The sequence below is a fragment of the Brevibacillus centrosporus genome, assembly GCF_003710815.1.
In the GTDB taxonomy this organism is placed as follows: domain Bacteria; phylum Bacillota; class Bacilli; order Brevibacillales; family Brevibacillaceae; genus Brevibacillus; species Brevibacillus centrosporus.
Genome location: NZ_RHHP01000015.1, coordinates 92,998 through 108,206, shown reverse-complemented (window position 1 = coordinate 108,206; position 15,209 = coordinate 92,998). Strand labels below are relative to the sequence as shown.

15 protein-coding genes are annotated in these 15,209 nt (G+C 50.5%); 5 read left to right on the top strand and 10 right to left on the bottom strand.

Going from position 1 to position 15,209, the window contains the following annotated elements; genetic code table 11:
* Nucleotides 1–12 precede the first annotated feature (12 nt).
* The gene (locus tag EDM55_RS14550) at nucleotides 13–357 is read right to left on the bottom strand and encodes an SDR family oxidoreductase (RefSeq protein ID WP_170184388.1); all 345 of its coding nucleotides are present in this window, start codon (nucleotides 355–357) and stop codon (nucleotides 13–15) included.
* Nucleotides 311–1,195: an alpha/beta hydrolase gene (locus tag EDM55_RS14545; RefSeq protein ID WP_122960608.1), complete on the bottom strand. Its 885-nt coding sequence runs from the start codon at nucleotides 1,193–1,195 to the stop codon at nucleotides 311–313. Before EDM55_RS14545 ends, EDM55_RS14550 begins: the two co-directional genes overlap by 47 nt.
* Before the next feature lie 272 nt (nucleotides 1,196–1,467).
* Here EDM55_RS14545 and EDM55_RS14540 point away from each other — a divergent pair, with 272 nt between their 5' ends.
* Complete coding sequence (locus EDM55_RS14540; protein ID WP_122960607.1) at nucleotides 1,468–2,259, top strand: TrmB family transcriptional regulator; 792 nt, start codon at nucleotides 1,468–1,470, stop codon at nucleotides 2,257–2,259.
* Between the two features lie 110 nt (nucleotides 2,260–2,369).
* Here EDM55_RS14540 and EDM55_RS14535 read toward each other — a convergent pair whose 3' ends face one another.
* The 6 genes from EDM55_RS14535 to EDM55_RS14510 all read right to left on the bottom strand — a co-directional run bounded on the left by EDM55_RS14535 (nucleotide 2,370) and on the right by EDM55_RS14510 (nucleotide 9,111).
* Nucleotides 2,370–4,022 carry a peptide ABC transporter substrate-binding protein gene (locus EDM55_RS14535; RefSeq protein ID WP_092268558.1) on the bottom strand — a complete coding sequence of 551 codons (1,653 nt, stop codon included), beginning with the start codon at nucleotides 4,020–4,022 and terminating at the stop codon, nucleotides 2,370–2,372.
* A gap of 231 nt (nucleotides 4,023–4,253) precedes the next feature.
* Complete coding sequence (locus EDM55_RS14530) at nucleotides 4,254–4,550, bottom strand: hypothetical protein (protein WP_092268557.1); 297 nt, start codon at nucleotides 4,548–4,550, stop codon at nucleotides 4,254–4,256.
* 33 nt (nucleotides 4,551–4,583) lie between these two features.
* The gene (gene abc-f / locus EDM55_RS14525; RefSeq protein WP_122960606.1) at nucleotides 4,584–6,500 is read right to left on the bottom strand and encodes a ribosomal protection-like ABC-F family protein; all 1,917 of its coding nucleotides are present in this window, start codon (nucleotides 6,498–6,500) and stop codon (nucleotides 4,584–4,586) included.
* Nucleotides 6,501–6,897: 397 nt separating this feature from the next.
* Entirely contained in the window at nucleotides 6,898–7,677 is a 780-nt protein-coding gene (locus tag EDM55_RS14520) for a protease complex subunit PrcB family protein (protein ID WP_092268555.1), read from the bottom strand.
* Between the two features lie 81 nt (nucleotides 7,678–7,758).
* The gene (locus tag EDM55_RS14515; protein ID WP_122960605.1) at nucleotides 7,759–8,697 is read right to left on the bottom strand and encodes an AEC family transporter; all 939 of its coding nucleotides are present in this window, start codon (nucleotides 8,695–8,697) and stop codon (nucleotides 7,759–7,761) included.
* Nucleotides 8,698–8,709: 12 nt separating this feature from the next.
* Nucleotides 8,710–9,111 carry a hypothetical protein gene (locus tag EDM55_RS14510; RefSeq protein ID WP_092268553.1) on the bottom strand — a complete coding sequence of 134 codons (402 nt, stop codon included), beginning with the start codon at nucleotides 9,109–9,111 and terminating at the stop codon, nucleotides 8,710–8,712.
* Between the two features lie 256 nt (nucleotides 9,112–9,367).
* Here EDM55_RS14510 and EDM55_RS14505 point away from each other — a divergent pair, with 256 nt between their 5' ends.
* The 4 genes from EDM55_RS14505 to EDM55_RS14490 all read left to right on the top strand — a co-directional run bounded on the left by EDM55_RS14505 (nucleotide 9,368) and on the right by EDM55_RS14490 (nucleotide 12,553).
* Nucleotides 9,368–10,189 carry an amino acid ABC transporter substrate-binding protein gene (locus EDM55_RS14505; protein ID WP_122960604.1) on the top strand — a complete coding sequence of 274 codons (822 nt, stop codon included), beginning with the start codon at nucleotides 9,368–9,370 and terminating at the stop codon, nucleotides 10,187–10,189.
* Nucleotides 10,190–10,267: 78 nt separating this feature from the next.
* A complete protein-coding gene (locus tag EDM55_RS14500) occupies nucleotides 10,268–11,107 on the top strand; it encodes an amino acid ABC transporter substrate-binding protein (RefSeq protein ID WP_122960603.1) in 840 nt (279 codons plus the stop codon).
* The gene (locus tag EDM55_RS14495) at nucleotides 11,094–11,789 is read left to right on the top strand and encodes an ABC transporter permease subunit (RefSeq protein WP_092268548.1); all 696 of its coding nucleotides are present in this window, start codon (nucleotides 11,094–11,096) and stop codon (nucleotides 11,787–11,789) included. Before EDM55_RS14500 ends, EDM55_RS14495 begins: the two co-directional genes overlap by 14 nt.
* A 29-nt stretch (nucleotides 11,790–11,818) precedes the next feature.
* Nucleotides 11,819–12,553: an amino acid ABC transporter ATP-binding protein gene (locus EDM55_RS14490; RefSeq protein ID WP_122960602.1), complete on the top strand. Its 735-nt coding sequence runs from the start codon at nucleotides 11,819–11,821 to the stop codon at nucleotides 12,551–12,553.
* A gap of 510 nt (nucleotides 12,554–13,063) precedes the next feature.
* Here EDM55_RS14490 and EDM55_RS14485 read toward each other — a convergent pair.
* Both EDM55_RS14485 and EDM55_RS14480 read right to left on the bottom strand, forming a co-directional pair.
* Nucleotides 13,064–13,606 (bottom strand): nitroreductase family protein, encoded by a 543-nt coding sequence (locus EDM55_RS14485; protein ID WP_092268544.1) that lies wholly within the window; start codon nucleotides 13,604–13,606, stop codon nucleotides 13,064–13,066.
* Nucleotides 13,607–13,747: 141 nt separating this feature from the next.
* Nucleotides 13,748–15,199 carry an aminotransferase-like domain-containing protein gene (locus EDM55_RS14480; RefSeq protein WP_092268542.1) on the bottom strand — a complete coding sequence of 484 codons (1,452 nt, stop codon included), beginning with the start codon at nucleotides 15,197–15,199 and terminating at the stop codon, nucleotides 13,748–13,750.
* Between the last annotated feature and the right edge of the window lie 10 nt (nucleotides 15,200–15,209).

Here is a 15,209-nt window from a genome sequence, read left to right as displayed (position 1 = left end):
CTAGCACCGCTATTAGATACCGAGTCCCCCCAGAGATTTTCCCCCGTCTACGAAGAGCGTTTGCCCTGTAATAAAATGGGTCGTTGGGGCTGCCAAAAAGGCAATAGCGTTTGCAATGTCCGCAGGGGAAGCCGCCGCACCGCTCGGCTCTAATGCTGCAGCCGCCGCGTATTGATCCTCTGGCATAGTATGTGTCATGGGTGTGTCCGTAAATCCTGGGGCCACAGAGTTAACCGCTATTTGCCTGGTGCGCAGCTCCATAGCCATGGCACGAGTCAGACCGATTACACCTGCCTTGGATGCTACGTAGTCAGGAAAGCCTTTCCCTCCTAGTGCTCCTCTCGACGAGACCGTCACTACGCGACCTCCCTTTTCCATTCGACGAACACACAGGCCATACCTCCGAACAGGGATCAATGATTTCAAAGTGCTCGACATTCGGAAGGGAGATCATCTTCACTTGGCCGCCTGCTCGTTCAACAATCTCTTTGTAGAGACTGGACAGTTTCACAGGAACATTTATGTCTAAATCCCCGTGAATCAGGATCTGAGGGGAATGGAACGGCAGCAATCCAACGGGGGAAGCCTCCTTGTAGCGGTCAGGAACCTGTGCTGGAGTTCCGCCTACGAAATCTGCAACCGGGTTATCTATCTCTACATCGGTTATGATGCGCTGTTTGTAATGGATCAGCTTCCACATCAGCTCCATATCGATAATGCCAGCCAAGCTTACTACTCCTTTTATAGCCAATGGTTCGCTGGATGTTCTTAATATGCTGTCAGCCTGCACACGATGGCGCGCAGTGAGCCAGACCGCAAGATGTCCCCCCGCAGAATGTCCGAGAACGACAGTCTTTGTCAAATCCAGTTGGAAGGTTGGTGCGATTTCACGCAAAAAGTCCACAGCGACTGCCACATCCTGAAACGTTCCGGGATACCCACCTCCAGCATTCCCTACCCGCCTGTACTCGATATTCCAGGTCGCTAATCCTCTGCTGGTAAGATCCTCTGAAATTGGTTCCATCAGATCGAGTGAAAAAGTCGATTTCCAGAACCCTCCATGAACCACGATCACTACCGGATGCGGCCCTGTCCCTTCCGGCAGTCGCAGGTCGCCGAACTGAAATTCGTTCTCCCCGTATGCCAGACGAACGACATCTGCTGGTAGCTGCTTGTCATTGCCGTTTGCTTCCATTTCATCGCCTCCACGACATGTGCATTTTAGTTGTTCTTAACAGTACCACTATATTGATTCTGATCATAAATTAGTTTTCAGTAAATTGTCAATGTTAAATCTTTAAATAGTAGTTTTATTCAGTACCGCTTATTTGATTTTCACGGTATTACGAACTTGATTATTTTTTTGATTCCGATAGTATGGAAACTGAGCACAAAAATCCGTAGCACCTTAGATTAAACACTTGCTTGTATGAGTCGTAACTGTTTCATTGTTTAAGGAGGCTACAAATGATAGATTTGCTGAATAAAATTGGATTAACGGATTTGGAAGCACGATGCTATCTCACTTTGCATGAAGAACCGAATCTGTCCGGCTACGAGGTGGCCAAGCGAGTCACTGTGTCTCGCTCCAACGTCTACTCTGCCCTACGCTCGCTAACCGAGAAAGGCGCATGCCGCTACATTGACGGAGAGCCTGTCCGATATGATGCTGTCCCGATCGTGCAGCTGGTCCGCCATTTGCAAATCGAGTTCGAGCAAACGACAAAATCCTTAATCGACCAGCTGAAAACACCGCGCAAAAACGAAAACTCGTTTTACAACTGGCAGGGTGACCATCAGATCAAAACAGCCATACACCGGGTTATCGCAAATGCCAAATCGATCATTGTCGCGGATTTGTGGTCAGACGATCTACACTGGGTAGAAGAGGAGCTGCTTGAGGCGGAAAAAAGGGGCGTAATCGTCGTTCTTGTCGTCATTGGAGAGTGTCAGACCTCCCTCAAAAATGTCTTTGTCCATGTACGCAGTGACGATTGGACAATTTCTATGGCTCGAAAATTCTCTATTCTCTGTGATTCCGAAACGGCCTTGCTAGGTGGATTTGGCGGCGATGCCAAGCTTACAGCGTTGGAAACATCCCAGCCTGCCATTATCGAGATGCTGAAGACAGCCTTTTATCACGATATCATCATGCAGCATATCGAAAGAGATTTCGCCCAGGTACTCGTTGAGAAGTACGGAGAAAAGTATCATAAAATCCTTGATTATTACAACAAGGAGAAGGGCTGGAACATTTAATTCCTGTTCCGCCACTCCTTTGCACAGAAAAAGGGGCCATCCCCCTGTCATTTCCATGACGTTGGGACAGCCCCTCTTCCGAATGATTGGACGCGTTTCCTTTCCTTTTGTCACTTCATTTCTACGTATTTCAGATCCCCATTCCCTAGCGGATCGGTGTAAATCCCTTTTGCCACCTTGTCACCTTGAAGCCAACTGACCGTGTAAAAATAGATGGGTGACAAAGGCATCTCCTCCATGAGAATTTGCTCAGCCTGACCAAACAGCTCTTTTCTCTTCTCCGGATCGCGTTCTTTGGCAGCTTGCTGCAACAGATCATTATAGGTAGCATTGGTCCAATTGGTATTGTTGTTGCCATGCTTTTCACGGAAGATTTCGATGAAGTTCACCGGATCATTGAAATCCGCTACCCAGCCTCTGCGGGCAATCTGATAGTTGCCTGCATCCAGCGTCTCCAGATATACCTTGAATTCCATATTGGCCACCTTCACATCCACGCCCAATGTCTGCTTCCACTGATCCTGCACGGCTTCTGCTATTTTTTTGTGCGCCTCGCTCGTATTGAATATCAGCGTGATGGGCGGAAGCTTGGTGATTCCCAGCTCCTGCATCCCTTCTGCGAGCAGCTGTTTGGCAAGCTCAGTATCATGATCACGGAAATAGCCATTCGGGTTGGATGCCATCGTCGGAGGGAGCAATCCTGTCGCAGGAATTTGACCCGCCTGCAAAATATTGTCGATGATCGCTTGGCGATTGATTGCATAACCAAACGCTTTTCGGATCTTCACGTTGTTGAATGGTGGCTTTTCGATGTTGAACTGGTACCAGTACGTATTAGCGACTGGGATCACCGTGAATCGACCAGATTCTTTCAGAGCCGGAATCGCATCTGTCGGTAGCGTGCTAAACGGCCCCCCTGCCCAATCCAGCTCGTCGTTATCAAACATGGCCAGCTCGGTGTTTTGGTCCTCGATCATTGTCACTTCGACTTTATCGACCTTCACATTTTCTTTGTCCCAGTAACTGTCGTTTTTCACAAAGACCATCTTATTTTTGTGCGCCCAGGTCTCCAGCTTGTAGGGTCCGTTCCCTACATGCGTACTCGCTTCCATCGCCCATTTCGGATTGGACTCTGCGACTTTTTTGTTCACCGGGTAATACGTAGCGAAGGCGGTCAGCTCCAGGAAAAAGGGAGTCGGATTTTCTAGCTGAACCTGTAGTGTCTTGTCATCGAGCGCTTTTACCCCCACGTCGTCTTTGGTAGCTTTCCCTGCGTTGTAATCGGCTCCCTTTTTGAGGTAGAACAGCTGGTATGCGTAGTCAGAAGCGGTCTGCGGATCCAAAGCGCGTTTCCAGGCATATTCAAAGTCTTGGGCAACTACGGGATCACCGTTGCTCCACTTGGCGTCTCGCAAATGAAACGTATACGTCAAACCGTCTTCCGAAGTCTCTATCTTCTCGGCGGCAGCTTCGTGAAACTTTCCATCCGGTGCCTTTCTCGTCAAACCGTCAAATGTCGAGGACACGACCATGCTTGAGATGTTGTCATCTGCGAGCCCTGGATCTGCGGTTGACGGCTCTGATCCGATGTTGAAACGAAAAACCTTAGGACTGTTCGCCCCGGCGCTTCCTGCCTCTTGTGCTGGGGTGTTGCTTTTGTCGGTCCCCGCTGTCGGCGACTGCTTTGCAGAAGGAGAGCAACCAGTCAATGCGACTGCGAAAAGCAGACAGGTAATGAAACAAGCGCGTATCCACTTCCCCATGAAAAATCCCCCTTTATTTTCCAGCTGCCCATACTATATCGCATCAGCATAGGGGGCGGAATACAAAGTGGAAAGATTTTATTTTGATTTATCAGATTGTTATTTTTATTCAAAACAATAAAAAATCATAAAGCTAGCACGAAACCACACACACCTCCCCACCTCCTTCTGATAGAAGTCTCATCGTTCCCAGAACCCTATCAGAAGGTCGCGAGGTAAGTCGGAAATTCGCTATGAAAATGCGTCCAAAAAAGGGGCAAGAATGACCAATACCAGCGAAAACACCAAAAGAGCAAGAGAAATCTGCCTCGGCAGTTTCTCCCTACCCTTCCCTTTATACCAGCCTGTAAACTGCCACTTATTCCGATACATGACGAAAAGCCACAGGAAAATGGCTATTCCAATAAGATAGCCATTAACCCCAGTAAAGCCCAGAAGGAGGTAGACCTGTTTCAAAACAGCAGACATCGCCCCTCCTATAATCATCATGAGCAGCCCGATTCTAAGTATCTCTAACAAGAATCCCACACTTCCTCCTCCTTCCGCTTAACTCTTGTCATTTTACGTCTCCTGCAATTCCAGCCAAGACCCATAATACACATCGATCTGCTGCTGAAGCCGCTCACTCTGCTGCTGCCATTCTAGCAGCTGCTGGTAGCTCTCATCCCCGGCAGATAGGCGAGCGATCATTTCGTCTCGTTCTCTCTCCAGACAAGCAATTTTTTGTTCCAGATCGGCCAATTTATACAGGTTCGGGCGCTTAGGAGACTCTGCCTGGCGCGGGGATTCCGGTGCCTTTTGCACCACTGGCTTTTCGACAGCTATGATTTTGTCTCTGGCAGCCTGACGATTTCTCCGCTTTTCCCGCGCCTCTTCGTACGTCCCTACATCATGGACGAGCTGTCTGTCCTCGACCCAGAACACGCCGTCAGCCATCTTCTGCAAAAAGTAGCGGTCATGGGAGACGATGAACAACGAGCCTTTGAAATCAGCCAGCGCCTCCTCCAACGTCTCCCGCGCTTCGATGTCCAAATGGTTCGTCGGTTCATCCAGTACGAGCAGATTGATTTCCTGATGCATCATCTGCGCCAGCCGCAGACGCATGCGTTCTCCCCCGCTCAGCTGACCGACACGTTTGAATACATGCTCGCCGTAGAAGAGGAAGCGAGCCAGCAAATGACGCGCTTCCGGCTCGGTGACCAAAGCGACCTGCCGGAACATATCGATGACCCGCAGATTTTGGTCGCCTTCCCATGCCTGCTGGGACAGATAGCCGACTTTTACGTTGCTGCCCACTTTGAGCATCCCGGCATCGGGCTCCATTTCACCAAGCAGCATTCGGATAAGCGTCGATTTTCCGCAGCCGTTTGGTCCAAGCAAGGCTTTTCGCTCTCCGTAACGCAGCAGGAATCCCGCGTCCGCAAACAGCTCTTTGCCCACAAATGCTTTGTAGACGCCAGATGCCACCAGTACATCCTGCCCGCTGCGCTCCGTCTTTTGAAAGGCGAGCCCCATCCGGTCTGCTTCCATTTTCGGTCTGTCGATTCGCTCGATCCGTGCCAATGCCTTTTCCATGCTTTTCGCGCGGCGGTGGAAGGCTTCGTTCGGTGGATTGGAGCGATTGCCCCACTCCTTGAGGCGCTTGATCGTCTCTTTCATCTTTTTGATTTGCTTTTGCTGCTCCTGATAGGCCGCAAACTGCCGCAGCAGCCGCTCTTCTCGCTCTTTGACAAAGGCACTGTAATTGCCAATGTAATACTCTGCTTCTCCCCCGTCGACATGGTAGACAGAGGTCACGACAGCATCGAGAAAGTAGCGATCGTGGGAGATGATCAAGACAGTCCCTTGATAGTCCTTCAAGAAATCTTCGAGCCATTCCATCGATTCTACGTCCAGATGATTCGTCGGCTCATCGAGCAGGAGCACGTCACTTCGCTGGCAAAGAAGCTTGGCAAGCCCCGCTTTTGTTTTTTCCCCGCCACTGAGCAGCTGAAAGGGCGTCGCCAAATGCTCAGGAGTAATGCGCAGCCCTTCTATGACTTGTGCCATCGTCGTCTCGTACTCATAGCCGCCCAATTGTTCAAAAGCCTCCTGCAGCTTCTGATAGCGCTGCATCAGCTTCTCCAGCTCCGCAGCGGATTCATAGACCTCGCTCATCTGCTGCTCGAGACTCCGCAATTCCTCCTGCAGCCTGATCACTTCCTCAAATGCGCTGGCAATTACGTCCTGTGTCCGCCATTGGTCCGGGTACTTCGGCGTCTGAGGCAAGTACGCCCATACCGTTCCCTTCGCACGATAAAGCTCTCCCGAATCAGGCGACTCGATTCCTGCCAAGAGCTTGAACAGCGTCGTTTTCCCAGCTCCATTCGGTCCGACGATTCCGACTCGTTCCCCGGCTTTGATTTCAAGTGTAATGTCTTGCAAAACGGGATCTGCCCCGTACGATTTTTGAATATGCTGTGTGGCAACTACGATCATGATAGAATTCCTCCTAGGGTTGGTGGTAACGGTGAAAACGCAAAAAGCCGCAGGCCTACGCCCGCGGCATCGATAGAGGAAGCATGTGACAACAGCTTTGCTGCCTCACCCAAATCCTCGTTTCTCTCGAACAAAACAACCGTTCCTTATCGATGCATGGTACGCCTATGGTGTTCCCGTTCAGTTGTATGGTGAAAAATGGGCAGACTGATCCCGTTGTATGCTACATCATGTGTCATACTGGTAATCTCTACCACAAACCATGCGTGAACGGTTCCAAACACGTACCTACACCTCCCATTCCAAGGAAAAATTTTACCTAACCACTACTATACTACAGACTGCCGCAATTCACAACGGGTCTTGCACAGGAACAGACGGTCTCCTACTCTGCCGCCTAGGAAGCAAACAGTGGCTTTTTCGTGTCGGCATCCAGAAAGACTACTGTCGAGTACGGAGAGAGATCCGCTATTACCACCAGGTACGGATACGAAATGACTTGCGGGTACATCATACCGGGCTCTGGCTTGGTCAGCTTTACGAAAACCCGCAGCTGTTCCCAGCTCCATTCGGTACCCGTCACCTTGAGGCTATAGCCGGGATTCGGCGACTCTCCTCTGGCGATGACGTAGAGATTGCCTTGCTGGTGAATTCCTTGCGTCTTGTGGACTTTCTCGATATACGCTTTCTCGTCTGACGTCAGTTGATCCTCTTTCGGGAAAACCAGATCTTCGTCATGGGTGGAAGACACGATCTCTACCGCCTTTTTCTCGGGATTCCAGACGACCGAGCCACCTGCTTGCTCCACGATCCAGCGCAGTGGCAGGTACACCTGATTATTGCGTACGAGCGCTCCTTGGCCGTTCTCGATCCATTTTCCATTGACGGCTACCTTGCCAGCGTTTACATCAAACGTAAACGAGAGCTTCTCCGATCGCTTCAGCACACCCGTACCTGCAGATAGCTTCCAATCCGCCTGCACGATCCGCGCCGCATCCTCTGCCGTAATATACGTGCGCTGATCTACGAGAAGAGGCTCCTTCTGCAAAGGGAGCTGCGCTTTGTTTACGTAGATGCTCGGAGCTGCTGGTGCCTCTGCGGCAGTAGCCGTTCCCAAAGGCTGTGAAACGAGCAATTGTATCCCTAATACAGCCGCGATCCACACTTTTCCTTTCATTGACTGCTCCTTTCTTCGCCTGCGCATTTGTTTTTCTTTTCTTACCCTATTTGACTCGTTTGTACGCTCCTTCGTTTCAGCTTAATGCAAGAACCAGCTGCCCATGAATACTACGGCAGGGATCGTCAACAGAGCGAGAAGCGTCGAGAACACGGTAGTCATCGCTCCCATTTCCTCATCTGCTTTGTAGCGGCCAAAGAGAATCGAGGCCAAGGTCAGTGTCGGCATCGCCACCTGGATCAGCGTCACACTGGAAATGTCCTTATCAATCGCAAAAGCAGACAGCAAAAATGCGGTCAGCAAGGGAAAGACGAAAAGCTTCATCGCAATCGGCATGCTAAGGAGCGGAAAAGAAACCTGCGGCTTGTTCCGCAAAAACATCGGGAGCAGCATGCCAATATACATCATCGCCAAGGGAGAAGCCAGCTTGGACAACGTGCCGAACAGCTGCTTGACTGGCTCAGGCGGTGCGAATCCGATCAGGGCCGAGCCGAGACCGAGGATAATGGCGATCATCGGAATGTTGATGATCGTCTTCAGGCCTTTCAGAGAAAATGCTCCTTTTTCCTGCAGCATCATCACGGCGACAGTCCACAGTACTACGTCCACCCCCGCATCAAAGATGGCGGCAAGCAGCGCCCCTTTTGGCCCAAACAAAGCGGCACAAAGCGGCAAACCGATAAATCCAGTGTTCCCCAAAGCGGACAAAATCGCAATCTCCCGCCGTTTTTTGGAGGGCAGCGGCAATGTCCGCGCTCCCATCCATCCGATCAGGATCCCCAAACAGTTCAAGAGAATGGAAATGATGAATATTGAAAAAATTTGCGTCAAAGTATTGCTGTCAATCGGTGTCTGGAAAATCCCGTCCAAAATAATGCAAGGCATCGCCACATTGACGATGATGGTAATGACAAGCTGACGGGAATCGGCCGTCAACGGCTGTCGATAACCAATGAGGCTACCGATGCCAATGATGACGGCCATGATCAAAATGGATTGGGTCAACGTCTGGAATTCCATATATCCTCCCGCCTACATCTGAACAGGCAGCCATTGCAGCTGGGCAGGCTCCCCTTTATCACACGTACGCAAAATATCGCCACACAGCGGAACGACTTGCTCCAGCGGTACGCACCACGTCACGGGAAAAGTGACTTCACTACCTTCAATGACGAGGGACGACATCACACCAGAGGGCTTGTCCGTCACCAGAACATAGTGCTGCTCGGCAGGCTCATGCTCCTTCCATTGAACGAGGACCTTTCCGTTGTTGCCACCCGCGACGACCAGATCGACGTGATCTCCGTATGCGGCATGAACCAGTGTACGAGAGCTGCCATTCAGCTGTGCAATTTCCTTTAATACTTCATGCCATGCGACATGCTTTTGCTCGATTCCACTCTCATCTGTATAAAGACGCCAGTCGTTCAACATAGGGTTAAGACTCCTTTTCTCATCTGCTCATCCATGCAATTCGTACCTAATTGTAACGCTTCTTGCCAGGGAAGCTCAACCACAAAACATCCTGACATAACCTTCCTTCAAGTGGTACATCCTAGATAAGGAAAGAGCAGGCCACGCCAAAAACCCGAATACGAAAGTCGGATTTAACACTTTATCAATTGACAAAGATTATTTACGACATTACTATAAATCAGTAAAATCCAAATAATCAAAGGGGATCATCATCATGAAAAAGCTCATTTTCTCTGCCTTAATATCTACTGTTCTACTTGGAATTGCAGGATGTGGTACGTCCGGATCTCAGCCAAACAATACGACTCCTCCGGCAGATCAAGCCGCTGCGCAGAGCCTGCTGGAAAAAGTCAAAGCAGATAAAAAGCTTGTCATCGGTACAGAGGGTACGTACTCTCCCTTCACCTTCCACGATCAATCGGGAGCTTTGACAGGCTATGATGTAGATGTCGCCTCCGAGGTAGCGAAGCGCCTGGGCGTAGAGCCTGTTTTCCAGGAAACGCAATGGGATGCCATGTTTGCGGGTCTGGATTCCAAACGCTTCGATGTAGTCGCCAATCAGGTAGGGGTTCGTCCTGATCGTCAGGAAAAATACGATTTCTCCAAGCCGTATTCATTTTCGTACTCCGTGCTGGTCACCAATAAGAGCAACACCACTGTAAAAGATTTTAAAGATATCAAAGGACTGAAGGCTGGCCAATCCATGACCAGCAACTACGCAGACATCGCGCGTTCCAATGGTGCCGAAATCGTTGCCGTAGAAGGCTTCAACCAAGCGATTGATCTGATTGCCTCCAACCGCGTGGACGTTTCCCTCAACGATAACCTGACCGTGCTCGATTATTTGAAACAAAAACCGGATGCTCCGATTAAAATTGTCGCGAAAAGTGAAGAGGGTCAGCCAACTGCTTTCATGTTCCGCAAAGGCAGCACCGATCTGGCAGATGCGATGAGCAAAGCACTGGATGAGATGCAGCAGGACGGCACGCTGAAAAAGATCTCTGAGAAGTGGTTTGGCGAGGACATTTCCAAATAAACATTTCATTGACAAAACCACCCAACCCTTATAGTATTTTCTTTATTTAATTCACATCGGTTTAGTGGGGGTTATGTTATGAAAAAAAGTTTATTCACTGCCATCGTCTCTACCCTGGTGTTCGCCTTGGCGGGTTGCGGGTCAGCAACAACGAGTCAAACGCATCAAAATCATGAAGCTTCGAGCTCTTCTCCTGCCGAAGCACCTAAGGAGCAAAGCTTGTTGGATAAAGTAAAAGCTGACGGCAAACTCCTGATCGGAACGGAAGGCACCTACGCACCATTTACGTTCCACGATACGTCCGGAAAGCTGACTGGCTATGACGTAGAAGTCGTAACCGAGGTTGCCAAGCGCATGGGCGTGGAGCCTGTTTTCCAAGAAACACAATGGGATGCGATGTTCGCCGGTCTCGATTCCAAGCGCTTTGATGTGATCGCCAACCAGGTAGGCATCCGTCCGGACCGTCAGGAAAAATACGATTTCTCCAAGGCCTATACAGTTTCTACAGCAGTGCTCGTGACACATAAAGACAACACGACCGTAAAAGGCTTCGAAGACATCAAGGGCTTGAAGGCAGCACAAACGCTCACCAGTAACCTGACCGATATCGCGAAGAAAAACGGTGCAGAGATCGTTGGGGTGGAAGGCTTTAACCAAGCGATCGACCTGCTCGTCTCTAAACGTGTGGATATTACAATCAACGATGGTTTGTCCCTTTTGGACTTCCTGAAGCAGAAGCCAGATACGCCGATCAAAATCATCGCCAAAGATCCGAATGTCGCGGAAAACGGATTTATGTTCCGCAAAGGCAGCACGGAGCTGGTGGATGCATTCAACAGCGCGCTTGAAGAAATGAGAAAAGACGGCACGCTGAAAAAAATCTCCGAGAAATGGTTTGGTGCAGATGTCTCTCAGTAACTTTTTTGACAATCCAGAACGTCTGGACCGTTGGATCACAATCGCGCAAAGCTCCTTTCTCCCTTTGGTGAAAGGAGCCTTGCTCTATTCTTTGACCCTTGCGATTGTGGCGTTTTTCTTCGGTCTCATCCTTGCGATCTTGACGGCGCTAGCACGTATCTCCGGCATCAAGCCGCTGGTTGCCATCGCGCGAGTCTACGTCTCGATCATCCGTGGAACGCCTTTGCTTGTTCAGTTGTTTATCATCTTTTTCGGTTTGCCCAGTATTGGCATCATGATTGATCCGATACCCTCCGCCATCATCGGCTTCTCGCTCAGTGTAGGTGCCTATTCTTCGGAGGTGGTGCGTGCTGCGATCCTGTCGATCCCCAAAGGTCAATGGGAAGCTGCGTATTCGATCGGAATGACCTACTGGCAAGCCCTGCAAAGAGTAATCCTGCCGCAGGCTGCTCGGGTCTCGGTCCCGCCGTTGTCCAACTCGTTTATCAGCTTGGTCAAGGACACCTCGCTCGCGGCAGCGATCCTCGTGCCGGAAATGTTCCGAAAAGCACAGGAGATCGTCGCCTCTACCTATGAGCCGCTCCTCCTATACTCGGAGGCCGCTCTCATTTACTGGATCATCTGCTTCATCCTGTCGATCATCCAGGACCGACTCGAAAACAAGCTGGACCGTTACGTATAAGCAGCCCGATATAAAGTAGGTGAATTCAAATGATTTCTATTACGGATTTGCACAAGCAGTTCGCTCAATTGAAGGTGTTGCGAGGCATCTCCCTGGACGTAGCCAAAGGCAAGGTAGTCGTTATCATCGGACCATCCGGATCTGGAAAAACCACGCTGCTGCGCTGCCTGAATGCCTTGGAGGTCCCGACGAGCGGCAGTGTTCAAATCGGTGACGTCCGTCTGGATTTCTCGAAAAAAGTAGAGCGCTCTTCTCTTCCAAGCCTGCGCAAGCAAACCGGTATGGTCTTTCAAAGCTACAATCTGTTCCCCCACATGACCGCCTTGGAAAATGTCATGGAGGGACCTGTTACGGTGAAAAAGATAAGTAAGGAAAAAGCGAAGGAGAAGGCTTCTTCCCTTCTCGTGAAAGTAGGTCTTGGCGACAAGCTCGACCACTATCCAGCCCAGCTATCCGGCGGGCAGCAGCAACGGGTGGGAATCGCCCGCGCTCTTGCTATGGATCCGCAGGTCATGCTGTTCGACGAACCGACATCCGCACTCGACCCTGAGCTAGTAGGCGAAGTTCTGAAAGTCATGAAAGAGCTAGCACAGGAAGGAATGACGATGGTCGTCGTCACCCATGAGATGGGATTCGCACGAGAGGTTGCCGATGAAGTTATCTTCATGGACCAAGGCATCATCGTGGAGCATGGCACTCCTCAGCAGCTATTTACCCAGCCTCGTGAAGAGAGAACCCGTCAATTCCTACAACATTTAAAGTAAGGCTCGTACCACTTTACATCAAAAAACTCTGCGCCTAAATGAAAGGCACAGAGTTTTTTTTACTAGACCTAATTAGTCATCACAGAAACACGCAATCAGAAGAATGATGAGAATGATCCACAGAAAACCGCCGTTGCCAAAGCCAAAACCGAATCCCAACGTCCTCTCTCCCCTCTCCCGAAAAGGTAAAGTCACTGCGTTTTGCGCATGCACAGCGAACTTACTTCCACCATATGACAAACCTCTCACGTCCGTATGGATGCCTGTCTAGCCAAAAACCCCATTTGAAAGAAAAAGGGTGCTTGCCTGCCTAAAAATTAACAAACGCTTTATGTTGTCTCTACGGTTCCTTAACATCCCTCCGCTATCATAGAGGTTGTCAGACCCTACGATGGACATATCGTCCTCCATTTGCCGCCCGAATAGCCCCCTTCTAGCTCGGGCGGGCTTTTTTCATGCCCAAAAAGAAAGCGAGCCCTCTTCAAAGAGAGCTCGCTTGTTTCTTTTCTATTAGGCAAACCTCGTAAACTTGTTCTCGGCTGGCGTACGTGGTCCTGCCTTTGGTGTAGTTTCTGGCTCGAAAAACCCGAGATGCAGGAAGCCGACGATTTTCTCCCCCGGCTGAACCCCCATCACTTGATGTGCTTTTGGATCCCAGTTATGCGGATTGGTCTTCCAAACGACTCCGAGGCCACGCTCCCAAGCTAACAGCTGAAAGTTTTGGATCATGGCACAAGTCGCGCTGAAATCTTCTTCCCACTGCTTTTGCCGCGGATCCTCTTTCATAATCACGATCAAAAATGCAGCAGGCTCGCTGAACAGCTGTCGGCGCGTCTCTCTTTGCTCTGGGGCGTATACCGGGAGCATCCGCTCGATGAAGGTCTCTTTGCTTTCCGTCGAGATGAACAAAAAGCGCCAAGGCTCACGAAGACCATGGTTCGGTGCGTAAACAGCGTCGTTGAGCAGCTCGAGAACGAGCTCTTCGGGAACGGCATCGGCTTTATAGTCTTTTTTTATCGAGCGACGCTCGCGAATCACTTTGGAGATGGACATGGTATCGATTCACCCTTTAAAAAGAATGTTTTTCTTTTGATAATGGTTCTCATTACCATATGTTAACGTTCCCTTCTCGTAAAATCAAGTAGCACTTCGTAGAAATCGACTGCACGGACAGAAAAAAGGACAGCCTAAGCGTCATCTGCTCAGGCTGGCGACGATTTCACTCAGCTTTCGTACCCCTTGCTCCAGCTGTGGCAGCGCAGCATAAGCGTACGAAAGCCGCAAGTACCCATCCGTTTCCTGGGCGTAAATGTTCCCCGGATTCAGGAGCACGCCTTGACGGGATGCTTTGCTGAACAGCTCAAGCATAGATACCTTCGCTCTGATTTTTAGCCAGATAAAAAAGCCTCCCGCTGGAGTATGCCAGTCCACTAACTCTTTCATATGCAGCTCCAAAGCTCCTAGCATCGCTGCCCTGCGTATTTTCAGCTCCTCTCTCACCATTTGCGTATGCTGGCTGTACAGACCGCTTGACAGCCATTCTGCTGCTACTCTTTGCGACAGCGAGCTTGCCCCGTAATCCGTTTGCATTTTGATATCCGCCAAGCGCTCGATGACAGGCTCCGGGCCAATGATCCAGCCGATGCGCAGGCCCGGTGTCAGCGACTTCGAAAGACTCCCCAGATACAAGACATGCCCGTGCTTGTCCATTGCTTTGAGCGGAGGTGGTGCCGGTTCATCCAGCCACAGCTCGCGGTAGATGTCGTCCTCCATGACAGGCAAGCGCACTTCTTCACAGACGCCGAGAAGCTCCTGGCGTCTTTTTTCTGACATGAGCACACCGGTCGGATTGTGATAACAGGGGATGGTATAGAGAATATCCCCACTCCTCAGTTTCTTTTGCTCCGAAATGGCCCCGGGCATCAGCCCCTGCTGATCCATCGGCAGTCCAGACAGCTTCATCCCCGCTGACTGAAAGACGTGCAAGGAATACACGTAAGAAGGCCGCTCCAAAAAAACGGTCGAGCCCCGATGCAGCAGCCCGACCGCAATGAGCTGGAGAGCCTGCAAGCCTCCCGACACGATCAGGATCGAGGAAGGAGATGCATCGATACCAAGCCCTTTGACATAGTCGCTCAGAGCCTGACGCAACGGCAAATATCCCCGCGGCTCCTCGTAGCCAAACGTTTCCAGACGATCTGTCACGCGCTGCATGACGGCTTTCATGGTCGCTAACGGGAAGATGTCGGGTGCCAACTCCCCTTTGCTGAGCTGAATTAAGCTCTTGTTGGACTCATCCCGATTGATCTCCTGCACCGCAGCCTGACTCGGCTTGTGCAGCCCGGATTGTACATACTCGTTCCAATCAGGCGGTGGATTAGTCGCCAGCAGGGTCCATGTGTTGTTGATGACGACTGTTCCCATCCCGATTTTTCCTTCCAGCAATCCATCCGCCATCAGCTCTTCCAGTGCGGTAATGACGGTGCTGCGGTTCACCCCAAAATGCACAGCCAATTCGCGCTGGCTGGGGATGACACTTCCAATCGGCCATTCTCCTGTGGAAATCTTCTCTTTTATGTGGTTGATAATTTGTTTGTATTTGGGTTGTTTTTTGCTTGTACCCACTGCTGTTTTGCTCACGATCATCCGCCCCTCT